This is a genomic window from Streptomyces sp. NPDC002232, assembly GCF_042890295.1.
Taxonomy (GTDB): Bacteria; Actinomycetota; Actinomycetes; order Streptomycetales; family Streptomycetaceae; genus Streptomyces.
Genome location: NZ_JBIARV010000003.1, coordinates 966,104 through 987,049, shown reverse-complemented (window position 1 = coordinate 987,049; position 20,946 = coordinate 966,104). Strand labels below are relative to the sequence as shown.

Sequence of the window (20,946 nt, the reverse complement as noted above, 5' to 3'; positions counted from 1 at the left end):
CATCGAATCACGATGTGAATCTATCGAATTTCGATAGATGGAGCAAGCAGAGGGCAGAACCGAGGTGACGTCATCCGCGCGGGGTCGTTTTCCCGGTATGCATGTCTCCCAGAGGAACGGCACGTCCGACCGCACCGCTCGCATACCCGCCCCGCGCTCACCCTCCCGGGACGCGGCCGAAGCGGCGCTGGTCGAGCACTACCCCGCGCTCGTCCGGCTGGCGCATCTCATCCTGCCTCCGGCCCTCGGCCGCCACCGCAGGGTGCTCGCGGCCCACGCGCTGGTGCAGCGCAGCCTCGCGCGCAGGAGAGGGCCGCACCCCGGACGCCACGACGCCGGCGGGGAGGACTCGGCGCACGACTGGCTCCGCGCGCGGGTCGTCCGGGGAGCCCTGCGGCCGCCGCTCACGGTGTCGGTCGGAGTGGCCCTGCCGAGAGCGCTCGGCCTGCGCGTCTTCCCCCGGGCCGGCGGCACGGACGAGCTCGCCCTGGACCGCGCCCTCGCGGCGGCGGATCCCGCGACACGGGCGGCCCTCGCCCTGACGGCCTTCGAAGGCCTCGCCCCGGCCTCCGTCGTCGCCCTGCTGCGCGCGGCCGGCGTGCCCGATCCCGAGCGCGCTTCGAACGGCGCCGAGCGGCTGGCCGCGAGCTGCGGTCCCGGCACGGCCGGACTGCTGCGGGGGCCGGAGTTCGATCCCTGCACCGTCCATCTGCGCCCCACCGACCTGCTCGGACGCCGCAGACGCGCCCGGTTCGCCGCGCTCGCGGGCACCCTGGTCCTGCTCGGCGCGACGGCGGCGGTCGCCCTCGACGCACCGTCCGCGCCCGCCCCGCGCCCTCCGGTCTCCGCCGCCCCCGCCGCACCGGCTCCGGTGCGCGTCCCGGCCGGACGGTGGGCCGACACCTCCCGGGTCGACTTCACGGCCTGGCCGGCCCGCGGCGGCCTGGCGTCCGACCGGGACCTCGTCCGCAGGGCCGTCGCCGCCTGGGCGCCCGGCTCCTCCCGTACGACCGGGCCCGAGCCCCCTTCGCTGCTGTACGCGGGGAAGGTCGACGGAGCGAGGGTCGTCGTCCTGTACACGGGCCGCTCGCTCGTCCGCTACACCGAGCCGGGTACGGGTCGCGCCCGGCCGGCCCTCGTGGAGACGCGGGCCGACGACAGCGACGTGACGACCGCGGCGGCCGTGGTCCTGGCGCGGGCCGGAGGACGGACGCGGTACCTGCTCGCCCCCTGGATCGCGGAGGCCGGTGTGCGGGACCTGCGGGATCCCCGTACCGCCGCCCAACCCCTGCGGATCGCGTCCGACGGGACCACGGATCCCGTGAGCGACGGCGCGCGGGCGGCCGGGCCGGGAGGCTGCGGCGGTGTGCCGGCCCTCCAGCTGCGCTCGTCGACCCTCATCGTGGAGGACCACGCCTTCCTCCTCGTCGATCTGGGCGGACTCAGCCCCGCCCACCTCACCTGGACGTCCCTGCCCGTGCCGGGCCAACCGGCGCGCCGGCCGCGCGAGGCGGCGGGTCCGCTCGGCCTGGCCGCCTGGTCGCACGCGGCCTGTTCCCTGCCGCCCCTGCGGGACAGCGGCGTCCGTGCGGTCAACCGGTGGGAGTTCGCCGAACAGACGCTTCCCGAGAGGGCGGGCCGCGCCCTGTGGGTCTGCACGCGCGCCGACACCTGGGAGGGCCGCGGGCGGGTGGACGTCACCCTGGAGCCGCCCGGCCGGACCGTCCCCGTCACGACGGTGCGCGACACCGCCGCCTGCGGCCGGTTCGGGCAGGACGTTCTCGCCGGAGCCTTCTGGTCGGCGCCGCGCGGCACGCGCTACCTGCTCGCCGCGGGCAGCAGGCGCGTCGTGGGCGTCCGCGCGGACGGGGCGGTCAGCGCGGGAGCGCGGGGCCCGGTCCTCGCCGCGCACGCCGGCACACCGGCGCCGTTCCGCCTCAGCGGACGGCTCCCGGACGGCTCGTCGCTGCCCGGCTGGACGAGCCCGTCGGCCCGGGGAGCCGGGTGAGCGGAGGAGACGGATCAGCGGCAGCGCCCCCTGTCCCGCGCGCGTCCGGCTCGCGTCGTTCGCGCAGCGTTCCGCGCGTAGGGTGAGGGTATGGCCGAAACGATCCACGGCGTGACCACCGGAGCCGTAGCCCGGCGCCTCGGCGTCTCCCCGACCACCGTCCGTTCCTGGGAGCAGCGGTACGGGATCGGCCCGGCGGTCCGGTCCAGCGGCAGGCACCGGCGGTGGATGCCGGCGGACATCGCGCTCCTGGAGGAGATGTGCCGTCTGACGGCGACGGGAGTGCCTCCCGGCGAGGCGGCGCGGGTGGTGCTCGGTCAACCCGCCGAGGCACCGCAGATCGAGACCGTCCCGGTCGAGGCCCCGCCGCTCGTAGCCGTCCCGGCCGAGGCCCCGCCGGAGGAGGACGACGCGCTGCCGGTCCCCGAGGCGGAGCCGTCGGCGCATCGGCCCGCGCGGCAGCCCGGCTCGGGGAACGGGCTGCCCCTCGGCGACGTCCGGCAGGAGTGCCGGGGACTGGCCCGTGCGGCGGTCCGGCTGGACTCCCCCTCCATGGAGGTGCTGCTGCGGCAGGTCATCGACGACCACGGCCTCGTCACCGCCTGGGAGGAGGTCATGGTGCCGACGCTGCACGCCGTGGGCCGCAAGTGGGAGTCGTCGAGCGACCGGTACGTGGAGGTCGAGCACCTGCTGTCGTGGCAGGTCTCCACGGCTCTGCGGAGGGCCGCGGTGGCCGGGACCACGTCGGCGAAGGGGCCACCCGTCGTCCTGGCGTGCGTGCCGGCCGAGGCCCACACCCTGCCGTTGGAGGCCCTCGCCGCGGGCCTGGCCGAACGGGGCCTGCCCTTCCGGATGTTCGGCGGTGCCGTCCCCGCCGAGGCCCTGGACGCGGCGGTGCGCCGGTCGGGTCCCGCGGTCGTCGTCCTGTGGTCACAGGCGCGCTCGACGGCGAGTCACGCCCTGGCCCGGCACCTGGCGGGTCTGTCGTTCGGGCTGCGCGGCGCCCGGACGGCGCCGCTCGTCCTCCTGGCGGGCCCCGGGTGGGCCGGCCCGCCGCCCGGCGACGGCATGCTGCGGCCGGGCGGGCTGCGCGAGGCGCTGGGGGTGATCTCCACCGTCTACGGGGAGCAGCGTCAGGGGGCCGACGCGTGAGCGTCCGGGCGGGCCTTGCGGCGCGGCGGGAGCGGGAAGAAGCCGCTGGTCCGCGCACGGTAGTCGGCGTACCCCGGCCGCTGTGACATGTGGTTCTCGAGGAGCCGCTTGCCGCTTCCGAAGATGAGGAGGCCGCTCATCACCAGCGGCGAGACCACGGTCAGCGCGGCGGTCTGCCAGGACGCGCACGCCAGTAGGTAGAGGCCCCACCAGACGAGGAAGTCGCCGAAGTAGTTGGGGTGGCGGGTCCAGCTCCACAGTCCCCGGTCCATGATGCGGCCCTTGTTCGCGGGGTCGGCCTTGAAGCGGGCGAGCTGGTGGTCCCCCGTCGCCTCGAAGGTCACTCCGGCGGCCCAGAGCGCGATCCCTGCGTAGGCCGCGGCGCCGAGCGGCCCGGGGACGAGCGAGGCGACCTGGACGGGGAGGGACACGAGCCAGACCAGGGCGCCCTGGAGCAGATAGACGGTGCGGAGCGCGTAGAGGCGACGGCTCCCCCGGGCGCGGTCCAGCATCCGCGCGTACCTCGGGTCCTCGCCGTGTCCTCGGCCGCGCCGGGCGATGTGGAAGGCGAGCCGCAGCCCCCAGACGACGGTGGCGAGGGCGACGACGGTCCTGCGGGTCGTGTCTCCGTATCCGTCGGAGAGGAACCAGCAGACCACGGCGACGGCGGCGAAGGCGGCGCCCCAGGCGATGTCGACGACCCGGTGGAGGTTCCTCGCGCTGCCGATGGCGAAGGTGATCAGCATGACGGCCAGTGCCGTGGCGGCCGAGGCCGCGAGCAGGAGCAGCAGGGCGTCGGTGTCGATGACGGTCACTCGGGTGCCCCTCCCTCGTCGTCGCCGGTCCGTCGGGCGTCGGACCGTCCGGCATCGGAACGTGCGAAATCGGTCCGTCCGGACTCGGAGTGTACGGACTCGGTGAGAACGAGCTGCCGGACGTCGAGGTAGCGGGCCCGGAAACCGGCCTCCGCGTAGGCGAGGTAGAGCTCCCACATGCGGCGGAAGACACGGTCGAAGCCGAGCGCGTCGACGTCCTCGCCCGCCGCCAGGAACTTCTCCCGCCACAGCCGGAGCGTCTCGGCGTAGTGCTCGCCGTGTCCGGTGTCGTGGACGATGTCGAGACCGGCCTCGGAGCCGTGCCGGGCGATGGCCTCGCGGGACGGGACGAGGCCGCCGGGGAAGATGTACTTGCTGATCCAGGTGTGGGTCCGCGCGGTGGCGAGCATGCGGTCGTGCGGCATCGTGATGGCCTGGAGGACGGCGCGGCCGCCGGGCGCCAGGAGTTCGCGCAGGGACGTGAAGTAGGCGGGCCAGTACTCGGGGCCGACGGCCTCGATCATCTCCACGCTGACCACGGCGTCGTAGCTGCCGCTCGCCTCGCGGTAGTCGCGGAGTTCCACGTCGACGCGGTCGGCGAGTCCGGCCGCCCGGATGCGCTCCGTCGCCAGGGCCTTCTGCTCGGCCGAGAGCGTCAGGGTCCGCACGCGGGCTCCGCGGGCGGCGGCGCGCAGCGCGAGTTCGCCCCAGCCCGTGCCGATCTCCAGGAGCCGGGTGCCGGGTCCGACCTGGGCCAGGTCGAGGAGCCGGTCGATCTTGCGGTGCTGGGCCGCGGTGAAGTCCGCGTCCCGCGCGGGCAGGGAGGCGAAGAGCGCGGACGAGTAGGTCAGGCTGGGGTCGAGGAACAGGGTGAAGAGGTCGTTGGACAGGTCGTAGTGGCGGTGGATGTTCCGGCGGGCTCCGTCGAGGGAGTTGCGGTCGTGCGGAGGCCGCCGGTGTGCCCAGGCGCCGCGCAGTCGTTGCAGCGGCGCCGGGACGAGTTCGTCCATGCTGCGGGCGAGGACCGTGAGCAGTCCGACGAGGTCGTCGCTGTCCCATTCGTCGGCCATGTAGGACTCGCCGAAGCCGATGAGGCCGTCGACGCCGATCCTCCGGTAGAAGGCCTCGGGGTCATGGAGCGTCAGCGTCGGCGCGTGCGCCGGGGCTTGCGCGAAGGCGTTGTACGGGGTGATCGTCCGTACGTTCAGACGGGCGAGGGCACGGTCCACGACCGTGCGCGCGACGGCCGTGCGCAGCGCGGAGGCGCGGGGGCGGCGGGCGACGTCCGGCCACCGTTCGGCGTCGACGGGGTACAGGCTGTTGGCACCGTCTGGTATGACGACCGCGCGCGGCAGGTGAGTCACAGCATTCCTTCTTGGGTGGGAGCGGTGGGCCGGGACCGGACGGGAAGTCCCTTGAGGTAGAGGCGGATTCCGTGGAGACGTATGCCCAGTGAGACGGCGGCGGTCGACCAGGGGTGACGCAGGGCGACGGCGAGGAGGGTGCGTGGCCCGGCGGGCCGGCGGGTGCCGCGGACGGTGGCGGTGAGCGGGCGGGACCCGTCGGCGTGCCGGAGCTGGACGGTGAGGTCCAGCCGGTCGCCGGGAAGGGGCAGGCGCATGCGGTAGGAGCCCTCGACGTCGAAGAACGGTGAGACGAAGAAGTCCTTGGGGACCTCGTCGACGCCCTGGGGGTCGGGACTCAGGAGGTAGCAGTGGCGCTCCCCGTACGTGTTGTGCACCTCGGCGACGACGCGGACGAGGCGTCCGTCCTCGCCGTGGCACCAGTACAGGGTGAGGGGGTTGAAGACGTGTCCCAGGACCCGCGCGTGGCAGAGCATCAGCACGTTGCCGAGGGGTTCGGTCACGCCGTTGGCGGTGAGGAAGGCGGTGACGCCGGCGCGCAGGGTGGGCGCGGCGCCGCCGAAGTGGTCGCGGGGGTCGAAGCGGGCGAGGGGGCGCAGGAGGCGGGGCAGTGCGGGCAGCTCGTCGATGTCGACCAGCCAGAAGTACGTGCGGTGGCGGAGCCCGTACCGCAGAGGGGTCACGCGGGTGTGCGCGACCTCTCCGGGGTAGAGGGCGGGCACCTGCGGGAAGGCCTCGCCGCTCACGGCCCCGGCGGGCTGGGCGGCGGCGTCCGGTCCGGCCGGGGACGCGGCCCGCTTCCCGGTCACCAGTCCACTCCGAGCGCCCGGGCCGCCTCGGCTCCCGACCGGCAGCCGTCCTCGTGGAATCCCCAGCCGTGGTAGGCGCCCGCGTAGGCCGTGACGGGGGTGTTGAGCTCCGGGAGTTCGGCCTGCGCGGCGACGGACTCGGGGGTGTAGACGGGGTGTTCGTAGGTCATGCGGGCCAGCACGGTGGAATCGTCGACCCGGGTCCCGGGGTTGAGGGTGACGATGTGGGGCTCGTCGCAGGTGAGTCGTTGCAGGCGGTTCATGTCGTAGCTGACCTGGACGGCTCCGGGGCGGGCGGCGCAGGAGGGGAGCCAGTAGTTCCAGGAGGCCCTCGCGTGCGGGCTCCTCGGCAGGAGGGTGGGGTCCCGGTGCAGCACGGTGGGGTTCCGGGAGTAGGTGAACGCGCCGAGGACGCGCCGTTCCTGAGGGGTCGGGTCGGCGAGCAGCCGCAGTGCCTGGTCCGGGTGGAGGGCCAGGACGACCGCGGAGTGGGTGGTCTCGTCGCCGTCCTCGGTGACGACGCGGGCGTGGTCGGCGCCGCGCACGACGGTGCGGACGGGCGTGGCGGTCCGGACGGCGGTGATCTGCTTGGCGACGCGGTCGACGTAGGCGGCGGAGCCTCCGGTGACCGTCTTCCACTGCGGGGAACCGGTCACCGACAGCAGTCCGTGGTGGTCGAGGAAGCGGAAGAGGTACGCCGCGGGGTAGCGGAGCGCGGTGTCGGGGGCGCAGGACCAGACGGCCGAGACGAGCGGGATCGCGAAGTGGCCGACGAAGTAGGGCGTGAAGCGCCCGCTCCGGAGGAAGTCGCCGTACGTCGTCGTCCCGTCTCCGGACTCCAGGACGCGGCGGGCGGCGCGGTGGAAGCGCGGGACGGCCGCGAGCATGCGGAGGTGGGAGGGGCGCCGGAGGTTGCCGCCGCCGAGCACACCGCGCGGCCCGCGGGCCCCGGCGTACTCCAGGCCGCAGCCGTCGCACCGGACGGACATGCTCATCTCCGCGTCCTGGGTCTCCACGCCGAGCTCGCGGAAGAGGCGCAGGAGGTGCGGGTAGGTCCGCTCGTTGTGCACGATGAAGCCCGAGTCGACCCGGACGGTCCCGCCCTCGCGGAGGGGCAGTTCGTGGGTGTGGGCGTGACCCCCGAGGCGTCCGTCGGCCTCGTACAGGGTGACGTCGTGGACGCGGGCCAGGAGGTGGGCGGCCGTCAGGCCGGCCACTCCCGCCCCCACCACGGCGATACTGCGGCGGTTCATGTACTACGCCCCTCCTCTCCACCCAGGTCTCGCGGACGCGAGATCGGGTGCGTCGGTGTCGAGCCGTCCGTCACCCGTCCGGGCTGTGTCCAGGCTCCTTCCGGCCGACTCTTCGCGACAACTCGCATCGCTTTCGCATCGAATTCGAGTACGGGGAGGGGCGGGCCCCGTGTCGCCGCCGCGGCTGCCGGTCAGCCCGCCTCGCGCGCTTCCCGGAAGCGCGCCAGACCGTCCGCGAGCCCGACGAGCGGGTCGGGGTAGTCGAACCGGGCGCGGTCCAGGCCGGTGAGGGTCCAGGGCTGGTGCACGGTGGGCGCCGGGAGGTCGGCGAGTTCGGGGACCCAGAGGTGCACGAAGCGGCCGTCCGGGTCGTAGCGCTGGGCCTGCCGTACCGGGTTGAGGACGCGGTTGGGCCGGGTGTCGGTCCCCGTGCCGGCGACCCACTGCCAGTTCAGCTGGTTGTTCGCCACGTCGCCGTCCACCAGGAGGTCGAGGAAGTGGCGCGCGCCCTCCCGCCAGTCGATGTAGAGCGTCTTGGTCAGGAAGGACGCGGTGATGAGGCGGCCCCGGTTGTGCATCCACCCCTCGTGGGCGAGCTGCCGCATCGACGCGTCGACGATCGGGTATCCGGTCCTGCCCTCGCGCCAGGCCTCCAGGTCGGCCCGCGCGTCGGCGCCCCGGCGCCAGCCGTCGTGGCGGGGGCGGTAGTCGTCGACGGCCGCCCCGGGCCGGGCGGCCAGGACCTGCTGGTAGAAGTCCCGCCAGCACAGTTGCCGGATGAAGGCCTCGGCGCCCGATCCGCCGCGCGTCCGCGCGCGGTGCACGGCCTCGACGGGCGAGAGGGCCCCGAAGTGCAGGTACGGCGACAGCCGGGAGGTCGCGTCGCCGGCGAGGTCGTCGTGCAGCTCCTCGTAGCCGTCGACGTGCCGGCTCAGCCAGGACGTGAGCCGCTTGCGGCCCTCGCTCTCGCCCCCGACGGCCAGGCCGGGCGACACCCCGGAGACCGAGGAGCGCGCCGGGAGCTTCTCCGAGCGCACCGCGGTCGGCACCCTGACCTCGCGCGGGGCCGGGAACGGCCTGCGCACCGGCTCGTCGGACCAGCGCCGGTAGTAGGGCGTGAAGACGGCGTAGTGGTCCGATCCCTGCGGGGTGACGTCGCCGGGCGCCACCACGGTCGTCACGGCGTCGTGGACGTAGACGCGGCAGCCGTCGGCCTCCAGCGCGTGCCGGAGCCGCTCCTGGCGGGCCTGGGCGAAGGCGGAGTGCCCGGCCGCGACGTGGACCTCGTCGGCCTGGACCTGCCGGACCACGGCGCTGACCTCGGCGACCGGGTCCCCGCTGCGCACGACGAGCCGGCCGCCCCGGTCCGCGAGGCCCTGGTCCAGGTCGGCGAGGCAGTCCGCGAGGAAGGCCAGCCGGTTGGGCGCCGCGAAGCCCGCCCGGTCGACCGCGGGATCCCGGACGAAGAGGGGCACGACCTCGTGCGCGCCTTCCGTGGCGGCCCGCAACGGCGGATGGTCGTGAACCCGCAGGTCCGACGTGAAGAGGACCACGGAAACAGTCATGACGAACTCCCGGTGACGGCCGTCGAACGTGCGAGGAAGCCCAGCCGGCCGGGCACTGGGCTGGAGGTTGCTTCCGTGACCGCGGCCCGGTCGGATGCGGCCCGGGGGCACGTGTCCGCCACCGGGCACGGCAAGCACCTCGGCAGACACCGGCGGGGGCCGTCTGCCGGGGCTTCGGCAGGGGCTTCGGGAGGGGCTTCGGCAGGGCAGATTTCGACGCAGCTCATTTCGATGCGGTTTCGATGCGAATTGTCATCCGCCACCGTTTCGGTGGAGGTTCGTTGCGGATGGGTGCCCTTCCGACTGAGGAGCAAGCCATGAACGCCGACATCGCCGCCCGGTTCGCCGCAGGGGACGAGGAAGCGCTCGCTGCGGCGTACAAGCAGCTGGGCCCCTTGGTCCACACGCTCGCCTGGCGTTCCCTCGGGAACGTCCAGGACGCGGAGGACGTCACGCAGCAGGTCTTCCTCGCCGCCTGGCGAGGACGCGCGGGGTACCGCAGCGAGCGCGGCACCCTCACCGGCTGGATCGTGGGGATCACCCGTCACGTCATCGTCGACGCCCTGGCGGGGCGCACGCGACGCACGGACACCGAGCGGGCCGTGGCCCGTCGGCAGGAGGACGCGGTCCGGCACTTCAGCGGCGACGAGAGCGAGCGCGCCCTCGACCGGGTCATGGTGCTGCAGAAGCTGACGTTCCTCTCACCCGTCCAGCGGCGCCTGGTCGGCATGACGATCTACGGGGACATGACGCAGGCGCAGATCGCCCGGGAGACGGGGCTCCCGCTCGGCACCGTGAAGAGCCACATCCGCCGCGGCATCCTGACCCTGCGGAACGTGATGGAGGCCCCGGCCTGAGCCGGTCGTACGGCACGGTCCGCGCCGCGCGGGCGTCGCACCGGGGCCGCCCGGCAGGGTCCACCCCCTGTCGGTCTGGGCACGCGCCCGGCGGGTGACGGGCCGGGTGACCGGCCCCGGCGCCGCCCCGCCGGGCACGGGAGTCAGACGCCCCGTCCGAGGTCGGCCAGGACCTCCCGCGCGGCCCGGGCCCCGGAGGCGAGGGCGCCCTGGAGCGAACCGGTGGTCCGGTGGTCGCCGCAGACGTAGCGGCCGCCTTCGAGCCGGGTGGTGCGCGTCAGGGGGTGCGGGGGCGGCATGGCCGGCAGGGCGTCGGGCACCGTGATCCGGTGGACCGTCTCCCAGGAGCGCGTGTCCGTCCCGTACACCTCGGCCAGGGCCGCCCGCAGCCGGGCGTCCCGCTCGGGAGGCAGCTCTCCGAGCACCGAGGTCGCGACGAGGGCGCGGCCGTCCCGGGCGTATCCGGGCTGCACCTCCGTGAGGACGCAGGTGTTCAGGAAGCGGCGCCGCGCGTCCACGACGAGCGTGGGTTCGGTCAGCGGCGACTCCTCGGCCGCGTGGTAGACCGTGCTCACGGTGCGTCCGGCGGGCACGTCCAGGCCCGGGAGCAGACGGGCCGCCGCGCGGGTTCCGGTGGCGACGACCACGGCCCGGGCCGTCAGTGCGGTGCCGTCGGCCCGGCGCACTCCCCCGGCAGTGAGGCGGTCGACGGGCGACTCCGTCGCCAGTACGCCGGCCGGGAGGCCCGCGGCGAGCTGGGCGGGGACGGCTTCGGCACCGTCCGCCGGCAGGCAGAGCGTGCCGCGCAGGAGGGTGCGCCAGACGAGGTGGAAGACGCGGGACGAGGTGGCGAGCTCCTCCTCCAGGAAGACTCCGGACAGGAAGGGCCGGAAGAAGGTCTCCACCATGGCATCGGAGACCCCGGCCCGCGCCAGTGCGGTACGGGTGGTGGTGTCGGTCCGGGAGCGCAGCAGGGCCGCGGGCTCCAGCATGTCGCGCGCCGAGAGCACGCCCGCCGCGAGCAGGTCCCGGGGCGAGCCCGCCCGGCCGGAGAGCAGGTCACCGCTGCGCCGCGGGTCCCGGGTGGGGTCGGCGTAGCGGCGGATCCCGTCCGGCGTCGACACGAGGACACCGGGGGTGAAGGGGCGCAGCCGCAGCCGCCGCAGGTCGAGCCGCCGCTTGACCTGCGGGTACGAGGTGTTGAACACCTGGAATCCCCGGTCGACGGTGAAGCCCGCGACGCGGTCGGTGCGCATCCGGCCGCCGGGGGCCGTGTCCGCCTCCAGGAGCCGGACGGAGAGCCCCGCCGCGCAGAGGTCGGCGGCGCAGGCCAGGCCCGCCGCACCGGCTCCGACGATCACGACGTCCACGCTCTCCTCAGCCGACTCGGTCACGGGTGTGCTCCTCTGTGTCCGTCGTGACGGTCTTCTCCGCGGTGCGGGCGATGTTCCGCGCCATGCCGCCGAACACCACGGCGTGGAACGGGGCGACGCTCCACCAGTACAGATGTCCGGCCAGGCCCCGAGGGTGGAAGAGGGCGCGCTGCCGGTAGCACGTGCGTCCCTCCTCGTCGCGGTCCGCGACCATCTCCAGCCAGGCGAGGCCGGGGAGCCGCATCTCGGCCCGCAGGCGCAGCAGCCGTCCCCGCTCGATCTCCTCGACCCGCCAGAAGTCCAGTGCGTCGCCGACCCGGAGCCGCTCCGCGTCCCTTCTGCCGCGGCGCAGGCCCACGCCCCCGACGAGGCGGTCGAACCATCCGCGGACCGCCCAGGCGAGGGGGAAGGAGTACCAGCCGTTCTCGCCGCCCACGCCCTCGATGACGCGCCACAGCGCGGCCTGCCCGGCGTCGACGGTGCGGGAGCGGCTGTCGGTGTAGAGGCTGCCGCCGGCCCAGTCGGGGTCGGTGGGCAGCGGGTCGCTGGGCGCCCCGGGCAGGGACGCGGAGGACCAGCGCGTGACGACCTGGGCGTCGCGCACCCGCTGGATCGCGAGCTTCAGGGCCCGGTCGAAGGTCAGCGGGGAGCCGGCCTCGTCGGGGACGTACCGCTTGATGTCGTCCTCGGAGCAGACGACCTCGTACTTCAGGGACTCGGCGAGGGGCCGTGCCAAGGAGGCGGGCACGGGCGTGACGAGTCCGATCCAGTGGCTGGAGAGACGCGGGGTGAGCATGGGAACGGAGAGGATGAGCCGGCGGGGCAGTCCGGCGACCTGGGCGTAACGGATCATCATGTCGCGGTACGTCAGGAGGTCGGGGCCGCCGATGTCGAAGGTCCGGTTGACGTCGTCCGGCATCCGCGCGCTGCCGACGAGGTACCGGAGCACGTCCCGTACGGCGATGGGCTGGACCCGGGTGCCGACCCAGCTGGGGGTGACCATCACCGGGAGACGTTCGGTCAGGTAGCGGAGCATCTCGAAGGAGGCCGAGCCGGAGCCGATGACGACGGCGGCGCGCAGGACGGTGGTGGGGACGCCGGAGTCGAGCAGGATGCGGCCGACCTCGGTCCGGGAGCGGAGGTGCGGGGAGAGTTCGTGCGGGGGCATGTCCGGCGGGACGAGTCCGCCCAGGTACACGATCCTCTTCACTCCGGCCGCGCGGGCCTCGGCGGCGAAGTTGCGCGCGGCGTCACGGTCGGCCCGCTCGAAGTCGGCCGTGGAGGTCATGGAGTGGACGAGGTAGTAGGCGACGTCGATGTCGCGCATCGCCGGCCTGAGGCTCTCGGCGTCGGTGACGTCCCCCTGGACGACCTCCGACTGCTCGACCCAGGGGAAGTCGGCGAGTTTGTAGGGATGCCGGGCGAGACAGCGGACGCGGTGTCCCTGCTCGAGGAGCTCGGGGACGAGCCGGCCGCCGATGTATCCGCCGGCGCCCGTGACGAGGCAGCGGAGGACGGCCGGCGGGGTCGAGGACGTGGCCATGGTGGAGTGTTCCGTTCCGTCGGACGTGGGCGGTGTGCACCTCTGGGAATGCTTCGCCGCCAACCCGCCCCGAGGATGCGCCTGTCGCCCTCCGGTTCACCTGTTCGTACGTATTCTTCCGGCCTTTCCGGGGCCTGACGCGGCCGTTCGGACCGGCCGTGCCGGCCTGCGCGGCCCGCGGATCAGGCGGAGCCGGTCCTGCTGAACCAGCCGCTGAAGTCGGGTGCCCCGGCGTCGGGCGCATCCTGGGGCCTGCCGCCCGCCGGGTCCGTGTCCGTACCGGAGTCGCGCCGTGCCGCCCGCGCCAGGACCCGCTCCGCCTCGGCCCGCCAGGTCGCCGCGCTCGCCCGGGGCGGTGGCAGGAACGGTCCGCGCTCCGGCGCGTCGGCGGCGGCTCCGAAGAAGTCGCCGCCCTTGCGCTTCACGTCGTCCGTCCCCCAGGAGCGCCCGGAGCCGCGCGCCGGGACCCGCTGGAGGTGCGGGATGTGCTTGGCGCAGTGGATGTACGCCTCCTCGACGGTGATCACCACCCAGACCAGGGCCCGGCGGCCGGGCACGGGGTCGACGGTGAGCCCGGAGTGGGCGCGCCGCATGTCCTCGTCGGCCACGATCCCGGCGCGGCCGTTGACGTGGAGCCCGATGCGGTCGCGGAGGAAGTCCACCATGAGGACGCCGACGTGCGGGTTCTCCTCGATGTTGCCCAGGCTGGCGTGGACGCCGTTGCCCCGGTACTCGGGGTAGGCGAGGGTCGTGTCGTCCAGGACGTGGAGGAAGCCGGGCGGGCCGGCGCGGAAGGTGTTGTCGCACTCGCCGTGCCCGTCGGCGGTCGCGAGGAAGAACATCTCCTGTCGGGCCACGAACTCGCGCATGCGCGGGTTGAGCCGGTCGAGGACCTGCTCGGCGTAGAAGCGGTCGGCGCGCTCCGCGGTGCCCATGCGCTGCTGCACCAGGTGCTCGCCGCCGCTGCCGGGACGGGTGGTGCGCAGGGGCGCCGTCAGCGCGTGCTGCTGCTCCGTCTGTTCGAACGTGCTCACGTCGTCGCCCCGACCAGTCCTTCGATGGAGTCGTGCCGTATGCGGTGGGAGGGGACGCCCATGCCAAGCATGGTGTCGACGCCGCGCCGGATCATGCCGGGCGGGCCGGAGAGGTAGACGTCGTGGGTGTGCCACGAGCCGTACTCGCGCACCGCCTCGGGCAGTCCTCCGGGCAGTCCGGCGGGCCCGTCGTCGACGACGGGCCGCACCGACAGCCAGGAGTGCGTCTGCTGGAGCCGCAGCATGGTGTCGAAGTCGTACAGGTCGTCGTTGCGACGGGCTCCGTAGAACACGTCGACGGACCGGCGGCGGCCGTGCTGCACCACGTCCTCCACGAGGGCCTTGATGGGAGCGATCCCGGTGCCGCCGCCGAGGCAGAGCAGTCCGCTGTCGGTGGTGTGGTCGACGGTCATGGAGCCGGTGGGGGGACCGAGCCGGAGGACGTCGCCGGGTCGGGCGCGGTGCACGAGGGCGTTGGAGACCCAGCCCGCGGGAACGGCCTTGACGTGGAAGGAGAGCAGGCCGTCGGAGCGCGGCGCCGAGGCGAAGGAGTAGTGCCGCCACACCCGTGGCCACCAGGGCGTCTCCAGGGCGGTGTACTGCCCGGCGAGGAAGGGGTACGGCTGCTCGGGCCGGACGGTGACGATCGCGACGTCCTTGGTGCGCATGTCGTGGGCGACCACCTCCGCCTGCCACCACGCGGGCGCGTGCAACTCGTCCGCGGTGGCCGCGTCGATCATGATCTGGGAGATGGTCGTGTAGGCCGCGACCCACGCGGCCTCGGTTCTGGGCCCCCAGGTCGACGGGGCGTAGCGGCTGAGGGCGCCGATCAGGGCCTCGCCGACGGCGGGGTAGTGCTCGGGCCGGGTGCCGTACTTGCGGTGTCCTCGGCCGAGGTGCGTCAGGTACGTGGTGAGGGTGACCGGATCGTCCGCGTGGGTGGCGGCGGTGAGCAGCGCCGCGAACAGCCGGTCGCGCTGGGTGTCCATCGCCGCGGGGAAGAGCGCCCGCAGGGCGGGGTGGCGCAGGAAGAGCAGCGCGTAGAAGTGCGAGGTGACGGTGTCCGCGATGGGCTCGATCTCGGCCATCGTGCGGCGCAGCAGGGCCGCGTCGGAGGTGTCCGCGTCCTGGGCGGGCGGGGCCGGACGCTGCTGCCGCGGCGGTCCGGAAGGGGGCGCGGACCGTGGGCCGTTCCGGGGCGCGGACCCAGCGCCGTCACGGGGCGGGGGTACGGGTGCGGTCCCGCCCGGGGTGCGCGCGAACCAGCCTCCGCCGGACGCTCCCCCGCCGGTTCGGTCGCCGTCGGGCGAAGCGGTGGCCGGAACTTCCATCGGTCTGCCTCGCCTCGAACGTGTGCCGTCAGTCTTCCGTCCTGGGCCGATCGCCACGCGGGGCCCGTGAGAGCTGAATCGCTCCCTCCTCATCCACCCGGTCAGGTGAACGGGGCCGACCATACCCCGCTTGAACGAACACACAGGCGAACCCGCCGAGCATCCAAGGAATTCACATATCCGCAGGTCAGCTGCGCGTTACTGATGAGTCACCTCGCTGTGCCGACCCTTCCGCCCCACACCTGGTCACGATTCACCGACGGAAGACTCACGGAGTCACCAGACCTCCTTCACATTTGACGGACGGTCTTCACGCATGGGTCGGCCGAAACGCGTCGCGTGAAGGGTGGCTCGATTCCGGTCGTCCCGGTCTTCATCGAAGCGGCCCGGGGTTCCTCAGGACGTCCGCCAGACCGTCAGGTCCCCGGCCAGGAAGCTGACCCCGCTGTCCGGCAGGGCGGTCGACTTCACCTGGACGACGAACAGGCCGACGGCTCCGGAAGGATGCCTGAAGCAGATCTCGCTTCCGGCCGCCACCAGGGTCAGGGTCAGCCGGCGGGTCGGGGCGATGTCGAGGTCGGAACGGCACGCGTCGAGGGTGGCCCCCGGCTTGCCCATGTGCATGCTCATCACGCTCGTGACGCTCTCCAGAGCACAGGTCTGGGCGCAGACGAAGCGGATGTCCCCCTCGCGGTTCTTCCGCTCGACCGGCTCCTTGAGGCTCAGGGAGTTCTTCTCCGTCATCATCTGCCAGGGGTACGCCACGGCCTGAGGCGCCTTGCTCGCGGTGGCCGGAGGCACGGAGCGGCGGGCCTTCCCCACGGTCCGGCCGGAGCCCGTCGAGGCGGAGGGCGAGGGCTTCGGGGCGGGTGTGCCGGAGGACGGCGCCGCGCGGTCGCGGAGCCGGTCGGCGGCGTCCCTCACCGTCCAGGTCAGACCCGTGAGGAGGAGGGCTCCCGCCGTGACGGCGGCGGTGACGAGCACGGCGCGGCGCCTCCCCGACCGCCGCGGCCCGGCGGGCGCCGCCGGCCCCGGACGGCTGACCAGGCGCAGTGTGGGCACGGAGGTGGGCGCGGGGCTGGGGACGGGGTCCGGGACGGTGCGCTCCGGGCCCGTGACGTCCCGCCAGACGGCCGGGCCCGCGCCCGCGTCGGCGTCCGGGCCGAGCAGGCGCCGGGCCCACGCGACGACCTCCGCGGGGGTGGCCCGGTCCTCCGGATCCGCGGCCAGGCAAGCGGCGATCAGGGGACGGAGCTCCGCCGGAAGACGGGACAGGTCGGGTGCGGAGTGCACGATGCGGTAGAGCACGCTGACGGACGGGCCCTCGCCGTACAGCGGCTCCCCCAGCGCCGCGTAGGCCGCCGTCTGCCCGAGCGCGAAGACGTCCGTCGCCGCCGTGAGTTCGCCCGCCGCCGCCTGCTCGGGTGCCATGAACACGGGCGTGCCGATCGTGACGCCCGTCTCGGTGTACGAGGTGATGCCGGAGGCGAGCGAGATGCCGAAGTCGATCACCCGCGGCCCGTCGGAGGCCAACAGGACGTTGCCCGGCTTCAGGTCCCGGTGCACGATTCCCGCACCGTGAATGGTCTGGAGTGCCTCCGCGACGCCCGCCATGAGCCACAGCACCGCCGGCACCGGCAGCGGTCCGCGCCGCTCGACGGCCTCGGCCAGCGACGGCCCGGGCACGTAGAGCGTCGCCAGCCAGGGCGGCGCCCCGTCGGCGTCGGCGTCGATCAGCTCCGCCGTGTAGGCGCCCCGGACCCGCTGCGCCGCCTTGATCTCCCGGCGGAACCGGTGCATGAACGCGGGCGTGTCGGCCAGCTCGGGCCGTACGACCTTGATCGCCACCGGCCGGCCGCCGGGGGTGTGCGACAGGTAGACCCGGCCCATGCCACCGGCCCCGAGCCTGGCTGCGAGGCGGTATCCCGCCACGAGGGGCGGATCGTCCGCCTCCAGTGGCTGGCACACCTCAGTCGCGTTGTCCATGCCTGCCGTCCCCCTGAATCCCCTGGTCAGCAGCCGATTTGGCCGAGGGACGCAGCCTATGCGGCGGGACGCCGACGCCTACCGCCAGGGTCCGCGCCCTCGCCGTCGCACCTGGCGCGGAAGGCCTGCGGCGAGAGCGGTTCGGGGCGGCGGGGGATAGGGCCGGGACAGGGACCGGTCCGGGATGGGGATCGGGTCCGGCCTCGGGTTCCGGATCGGGATCCGGCTCAGCTTCGGCACGGGCACGGGCACGGGCAATGGCACCGGCGCCAGCTTCGGCACTGGCACTGGCTTCGGCTTCGGCTTCGGCTTCGGCTTCGGCTTCAGGGGCAGTCGCCCGGGTTCTCTCCGGGACGCCCCCGGCGGGTTTCAGGGCTTTTCCCGAGGCCGCCGGTGCGGACGCCGTCCTAGCGTGAAGTCATGTCAACTTTACGACTCATCACAGCCTTTGCCGCCTGCGTGGTGGTATTGGCCGTCACGACGCCGAGCACCGTCGCCGCCTCCGCCGGTGCCACGTCCGCCGCCTCGGCCCCGTTGGCCCGGTTCCACGCCCAGGCCGTCGACTGGCACGGCTGCGCGACCGGCGCCGACGACGGGCTCGGCCGGTCCTTGGACGAAGCCGGCGCCGACTGCGCCGACATCACCGTGCCCCTCGACTACTCCGACCCCGGCGGCCGGACGCTCACCGTCGCCGTGTCCCGCCTGAAGGCCACCGACACCACCCACCGCATCGGAACTCTCCTCCTCAACGACGGCGGACCGGCCGGGCCCAGCCTCCACATGCCGCTGACCAAGAGGAAGGTGCTGGGCGAGGTCGCCGGCCGCTACGACCTCATCGGCATGGACCCGCGTTTCGTCGGCCGGAGCACGCCGCTGGACTGCGGCTGGGACATCGGCTCCGCCCTCGTGCGCTCCGCGGGCGCCGACCGGGAGGCGTACCGAGGAGAGGTCGCCCTGGCCCGCCGCCTGGCGGAGCAGTGCCGACGCACCAGCGGGGACGTGCTGCCGTACGTCACCACGCGCAACACCGCCCGGGACATGGACGTGATCCGCGCCGCCCTCGGCGAGCGGGTCCTCTCCTATCTCGGCTACTCCTACGGCAGCTACCTCGGCGAGACCTACACGCAGCCCCGGTCGCACCGACCGCATGGTGCTCGACGGCGTGAACTCCCCGGAGCACTACGCCCAGAACCTGCTGCGTGGCGCGGAAGCGGCCAACGAGGCTGCTCTGCGGGCATGGGCGTCGTGGGCCGCCGCGCGGCACGACACCTACCGGCTGGGCACCACTCGCGCCGAGGTCCTGGAGACGGTGACGCACATCCTCGATGCCGCCGAGGAGCGGCCGCTGCGGATCGGGAAGACGTACCGGCTGGACGAGCACGTGCTCCCCGCGCTCTTCGTGGGCGGCCTCGGCAGCGACCTCGACGCACGGAGGGCCGCTCTGGCCGAGACTGTACGGCTCCTGGCGCGCGCGGCGGACCGTGAGCCGGTCGAGCCCTCCGAGAAGCTGGCCGGGCAGCTGGACTTCCTCCTGACGAGGACGGGCGCGGCCGCCTCCAGCCAGATGACGGCGATCATCTGCGGTGACGTGGCCGAGCGGCACGGGACGGGTGGCTACTGGCGTGCGGTCGAGGAGTCGCGCGGACGGTTCCCCCTGGTCGGCCCCCTGGCCAACAACATCACTCCCTGCGAGTTCTGGGGCCGGCCCGCGGAAGCGCCGACCGTGCTGGACAACGACGTCCCGGCCCTGCTCGTCAACGCCACCGACGACCCCCGCACCCTCTACCAGGGCGCCCGGAGTCTGCGGGCGCAGTGGCCGAGCTCCCGGCTGCTCACGGTGAAGGGCGCCCGTCAGCACGGTCTGTACGGCGAGTACGGCAACGCCTGCGTCGACACCCGCGTCACCGCCTACCTGAGGACGGGACGACTCCCCGCCCACGACCCGACCTGTGACGCGTCGACGAGGAGCAGAGGGTCCTTGAGCACAAGGACAGGGCCCTGAGCACGAGCCGCGTCCGGTGCCCCAGCTTCCGGCTCAACTCGGCCACGAAGCCGGGCAGGGACACCACACCCCCGAGGCAGCTTCAACGAGGCGTCGTTTCGCCGTGCGCGCCGGGGTCACCACCGTCCCCCGGGATCGCGGTGGCGCGAGGGATGGAGGGGGCCCGGGAAGCCGACGCTCTCGCCCTCGCCGGACGGTCCCGGCACCGGCGGCGGGAACGGGGGCTCCGGAGGTGCCGGTGCGTCCTCGGGGCCCGTGACGAGATCGGTGTCGTAGGCGGGCCAGTCTCCGCCCGGCGGGGTGGGCGTACCGGTGTGGGGGTACGGCGGTGTCGCGCTGTGGAAGGGCGACCACGCGGGCCCCGGAGCGGCGGCGGTGCCGTCCAGTGCGGTGACCTGCTCCACCGGGATGGCGTCGGGGTCGGCCTCGGTGCCCCGGCCCAGGTGGTTCAGCAGGTAGTTGAGCAGGATCGCGACCAGGCAGCCCGCCGTGATGCCCGAGCCGAGCACGGTGGCGGCGGGGGCCGGCAGGCGGTCGTAGAAGTCGGGGTGGGCGACGGGGAAGAGCCCGAAGGCGAGCGTGACGGAGACGATCAGGCTGTTGTGCCCCGTGCCGAGGGCCGCCTTGGCCAGGGTGCGTATGCCCGCCACGGCCACCGAGCCGAAGAAGACGACTCCGGCGCCGCCGAGGACGGGCAGTGGTACGAGGGCGACCAGGGACCCGAGGATCGGGACGAGGCCCATCAGTACCAGGAGGGCTCCGCAGAGCGTGACCACGTAGCGGCTGCGGATCCGGCTGAGGGCCACCAGGCCGACGTTCTGCGCGTACGACGTGCTGATGAACGACCCCAGCACGCCGCCGAGCGCGGTCGTCAGGCCCAGCGCGCGCAGGCTCCCGGTGATGGTGCGGTCCTGGGTGGGGCGGCCGGTCACCGCGCCGAGCGCCAGCAGGGAAGCGGTCGACTCCATCATCGACACGAGCATGACGACCACCGTGGTGGCGATCACGGTGGGCACCAGCCGCGGCATGCCGAAGGCGAAGGGTTCGGGCAGCGCGAACAGGGACGCGTGGGCCAGGGGGGCGACGTCGACCTTGCCGAAGGGCAGGGCGATCAGCGTGCCCGCGACCATGCCGAGCAGGATCGCGATACGGCCGAGGAACCGCCCGGACAGCGCCCGGTGGATGACCAGGGTGATGACGAGGGTCGCGCCGGCCAGGGCGAGGTTGGACGGGGAGCCGAAGTCGGGGGCGTGGGTGTCTCCGCCTCGGGCCCAGACGCTGGCGACGGGCAGCAGGGAGATGCCGACGAGGGTGATGACGCAGCCGCTGACCACGGGCGGGAAGAACCTGAGGAGCCGGCGGAAGGCGGGGGCGAGCAGCAGACACAGGAGGCCCGCGATCACGGTGGCGCCGAAGATCTCGGACAGGCCGTCGGCGCCCTGGGGCGCGGTCGTGGCCAGGGCCGGGGAGACCACGGCGAAGGAGACGCCGTTGGTCATGGGCAGACGCGCCCCGATGCCGAAGAGGTCGAGGGTCTGGGCGATGGTGCCCAGGCCCGCGACGACGAGGGCCGCCGCGAGCAGGGCGGAGAGTTGACCGGCGGTCAGACCGAGGGCCCCGCCGACGATCAGGGGCGGGGCGGTGAGGCCGGCGTACATGCTGGCCACGTGTTGGAGCGCCGCGGGTACCAGGCGGCGGGCGGGGAGGATCTCATCGACCGGGTGCGGGGCCGTGGCCGGTCTCCGGGCAGAGGCGCGGGGCGACAAAGTGGGTCCTTGGGCACCACCCGCCGGAAGGCGGTTTCCGGGGGTGCGTGGAGTCAGGGGCGGACTGGACGAGAGACGGCTCATCCCG

Annotated in this window: 16 protein-coding genes and 1 pseudogene; 5 read left to right on the top strand and 12 right to left on the bottom strand. The window is 73.9% G+C overall.

What is annotated here, in order from left to right:
• Positions 1-97: 97 nt before the first annotated feature.
• The gene (locus tag ACFYXU_RS16845) at positions 98-2,008 is read left to right on the top strand and encodes a hypothetical protein (protein WP_389405710.1); all 1,911 of its coding nucleotides are present in this window, start codon (positions 98-100) and stop codon (positions 2,006-2,008) included.
• Between the two features lie 90 nt (positions 2,009-2,098).
• Positions 2,099-3,160 carry a MerR family transcriptional regulator gene (locus ACFYXU_RS16840; RefSeq protein WP_389405711.1) on the top strand — a complete coding sequence of 354 codons (1,062 nt, stop codon included), beginning with the start codon at positions 2,099-2,101 and terminating at the stop codon, positions 3,158-3,160.
• Here ACFYXU_RS16840 and ACFYXU_RS16835 read toward each other — a convergent pair.
• From ACFYXU_RS16835 to ACFYXU_RS16815, 5 genes are all read right to left on the bottom strand, one after another.
• Positions 3,142-3,975 carry a DUF1295 domain-containing protein gene (locus ACFYXU_RS16835; RefSeq protein ID WP_389405712.1) on the bottom strand — a complete coding sequence of 278 codons (834 nt, stop codon included), beginning with the start codon at positions 3,973-3,975 and terminating at the stop codon, positions 3,142-3,144. The two genes, ACFYXU_RS16840 and ACFYXU_RS16835, sit on opposite strands and share 19 nt — an antisense overlap.
• A complete protein-coding gene (locus tag ACFYXU_RS16830; protein ID WP_376507837.1) occupies positions 3,972-5,339 on the bottom strand; it encodes a class I SAM-dependent methyltransferase in 1,368 nt (455 codons plus the stop codon). Before ACFYXU_RS16830 ends, ACFYXU_RS16835 begins: the two co-directional genes overlap by 4 nt.
• A complete protein-coding gene (locus ACFYXU_RS16825; protein ID WP_389406432.1) occupies positions 5,336-6,085 on the bottom strand; it encodes a DUF1365 domain-containing protein in 750 nt (249 codons plus the stop codon). The genes ACFYXU_RS16830 and ACFYXU_RS16825 overlap by 4 nt, the downstream gene beginning before the upstream one ends.
• Positions 6,086-6,144: 59 nt before the next feature.
• A complete protein-coding gene (locus ACFYXU_RS16820) occupies positions 6,145-7,401 on the bottom strand; it encodes an NAD(P)/FAD-dependent oxidoreductase (protein WP_376507838.1) in 1,257 nt (418 codons plus the stop codon).
• Between the two features lie 191 nt (positions 7,402-7,592).
• Positions 7,593-8,966 carry a cryptochrome/photolyase family protein gene (locus ACFYXU_RS16815; RefSeq protein ID WP_376507840.1) on the bottom strand — a complete coding sequence of 458 codons (1,374 nt, stop codon included), beginning with the start codon at positions 8,964-8,966 and terminating at the stop codon, positions 7,593-7,595.
• Positions 8,967-9,283: 317 nt separating this feature from the next.
• Here ACFYXU_RS16815 and ACFYXU_RS16810 point away from each other — a divergent pair, with 317 nt between their 5' ends.
• Positions 9,284-9,823: a sigma-70 family RNA polymerase sigma factor gene (locus ACFYXU_RS16810; RefSeq protein ID WP_329857698.1), complete on the top strand. Its 540-nt coding sequence runs from the start codon at positions 9,284-9,286 to the stop codon at positions 9,821-9,823.
• 143 nt (positions 9,824-9,966) lie between these two features.
• On the opposite strand, the gene ACFYXU_RS16805 is transcribed toward ACFYXU_RS16810, so the two are convergent.
• The 6 genes from ACFYXU_RS16805 to ACFYXU_RS16780 all read right to left on the bottom strand — a co-directional run bounded on the left by ACFYXU_RS16805 (position 9,967) and on the right by ACFYXU_RS16780 (position 17,731).
• Positions 9,967-11,217 (bottom strand): FAD-dependent oxidoreductase, encoded by a 1,251-nt coding sequence (locus ACFYXU_RS16805; protein WP_389405713.1) that lies wholly within the window; start codon positions 11,215-11,217, stop codon positions 9,967-9,969.
• Positions 11,201-12,739, bottom strand: coding sequence for an SDR family oxidoreductase (locus tag ACFYXU_RS16800; RefSeq protein WP_376507842.1), 1,539 nt, complete (start codon positions 12,737-12,739; stop codon positions 11,201-11,203). Before ACFYXU_RS16800 ends, ACFYXU_RS16805 begins: the two co-directional genes overlap by 17 nt.
• A 182-nt stretch (positions 12,740-12,921) precedes the next feature.
• The gene (locus ACFYXU_RS16795; protein ID WP_389406433.1) at positions 12,922-13,674 is read right to left on the bottom strand and encodes a pyridoxamine 5'-phosphate oxidase family protein; all 753 of its coding nucleotides are present in this window, start codon (positions 13,672-13,674) and stop codon (positions 12,922-12,924) included.
• Positions 13,675-13,769: 95 nt separating this feature from the next.
• Positions 13,770-15,227, bottom strand: coding sequence for a globin domain-containing protein (locus ACFYXU_RS16790; protein ID WP_376507843.1), 1,458 nt, complete (start codon positions 15,225-15,227; stop codon positions 13,770-13,772).
• A 273-nt stretch (positions 15,228-15,500) separates the two neighbouring features.
• Positions 15,501-17,090 (bottom strand): protein kinase, encoded by a 1,590-nt coding sequence (locus ACFYXU_RS16785; protein ID WP_389458158.1) that lies wholly within the window; start codon positions 17,088-17,090, stop codon positions 15,501-15,503.
• 407 nt (positions 17,091-17,497) lie between these two features.
• Complete coding sequence (locus ACFYXU_RS16780) at positions 17,498-17,731, bottom strand: hypothetical protein (RefSeq protein ID WP_389458156.1); 234 nt, start codon at positions 17,729-17,731, stop codon at positions 17,498-17,500.
• Positions 17,732-17,870: 139 nt separating this feature from the next.
• Between ACFYXU_RS16780 and ACFYXU_RS16775 the strand changes: the two are divergent.
• Both ACFYXU_RS16775 and ACFYXU_RS16770 read left to right on the top strand, forming a co-directional pair.
• Positions 17,871-18,158, top strand: a pseudogene (locus ACFYXU_RS16775) (alpha/beta hydrolase); the annotation flags it as partial.
• Between the two features lie 79 nt (positions 18,159-18,237).
• Entirely contained in the window at positions 18,238-19,092 is an 855-nt protein-coding gene (locus tag ACFYXU_RS16770; RefSeq protein WP_389458154.1) for an alpha/beta hydrolase, read from the top strand.
• A 116-nt stretch (positions 19,093-19,208) separates the two neighbouring features.
• Here ACFYXU_RS16770 and ACFYXU_RS16765 read toward each other — a convergent pair whose 3' ends face one another.
• Complete coding sequence (locus ACFYXU_RS16765; RefSeq protein ID WP_389406434.1) at positions 19,209-20,750, bottom strand: nucleobase:cation symporter-2 family protein; 1,542 nt, start codon at positions 20,748-20,750, stop codon at positions 19,209-19,211.
• Positions 20,751-20,946: the final 196 nt, after the last annotated feature.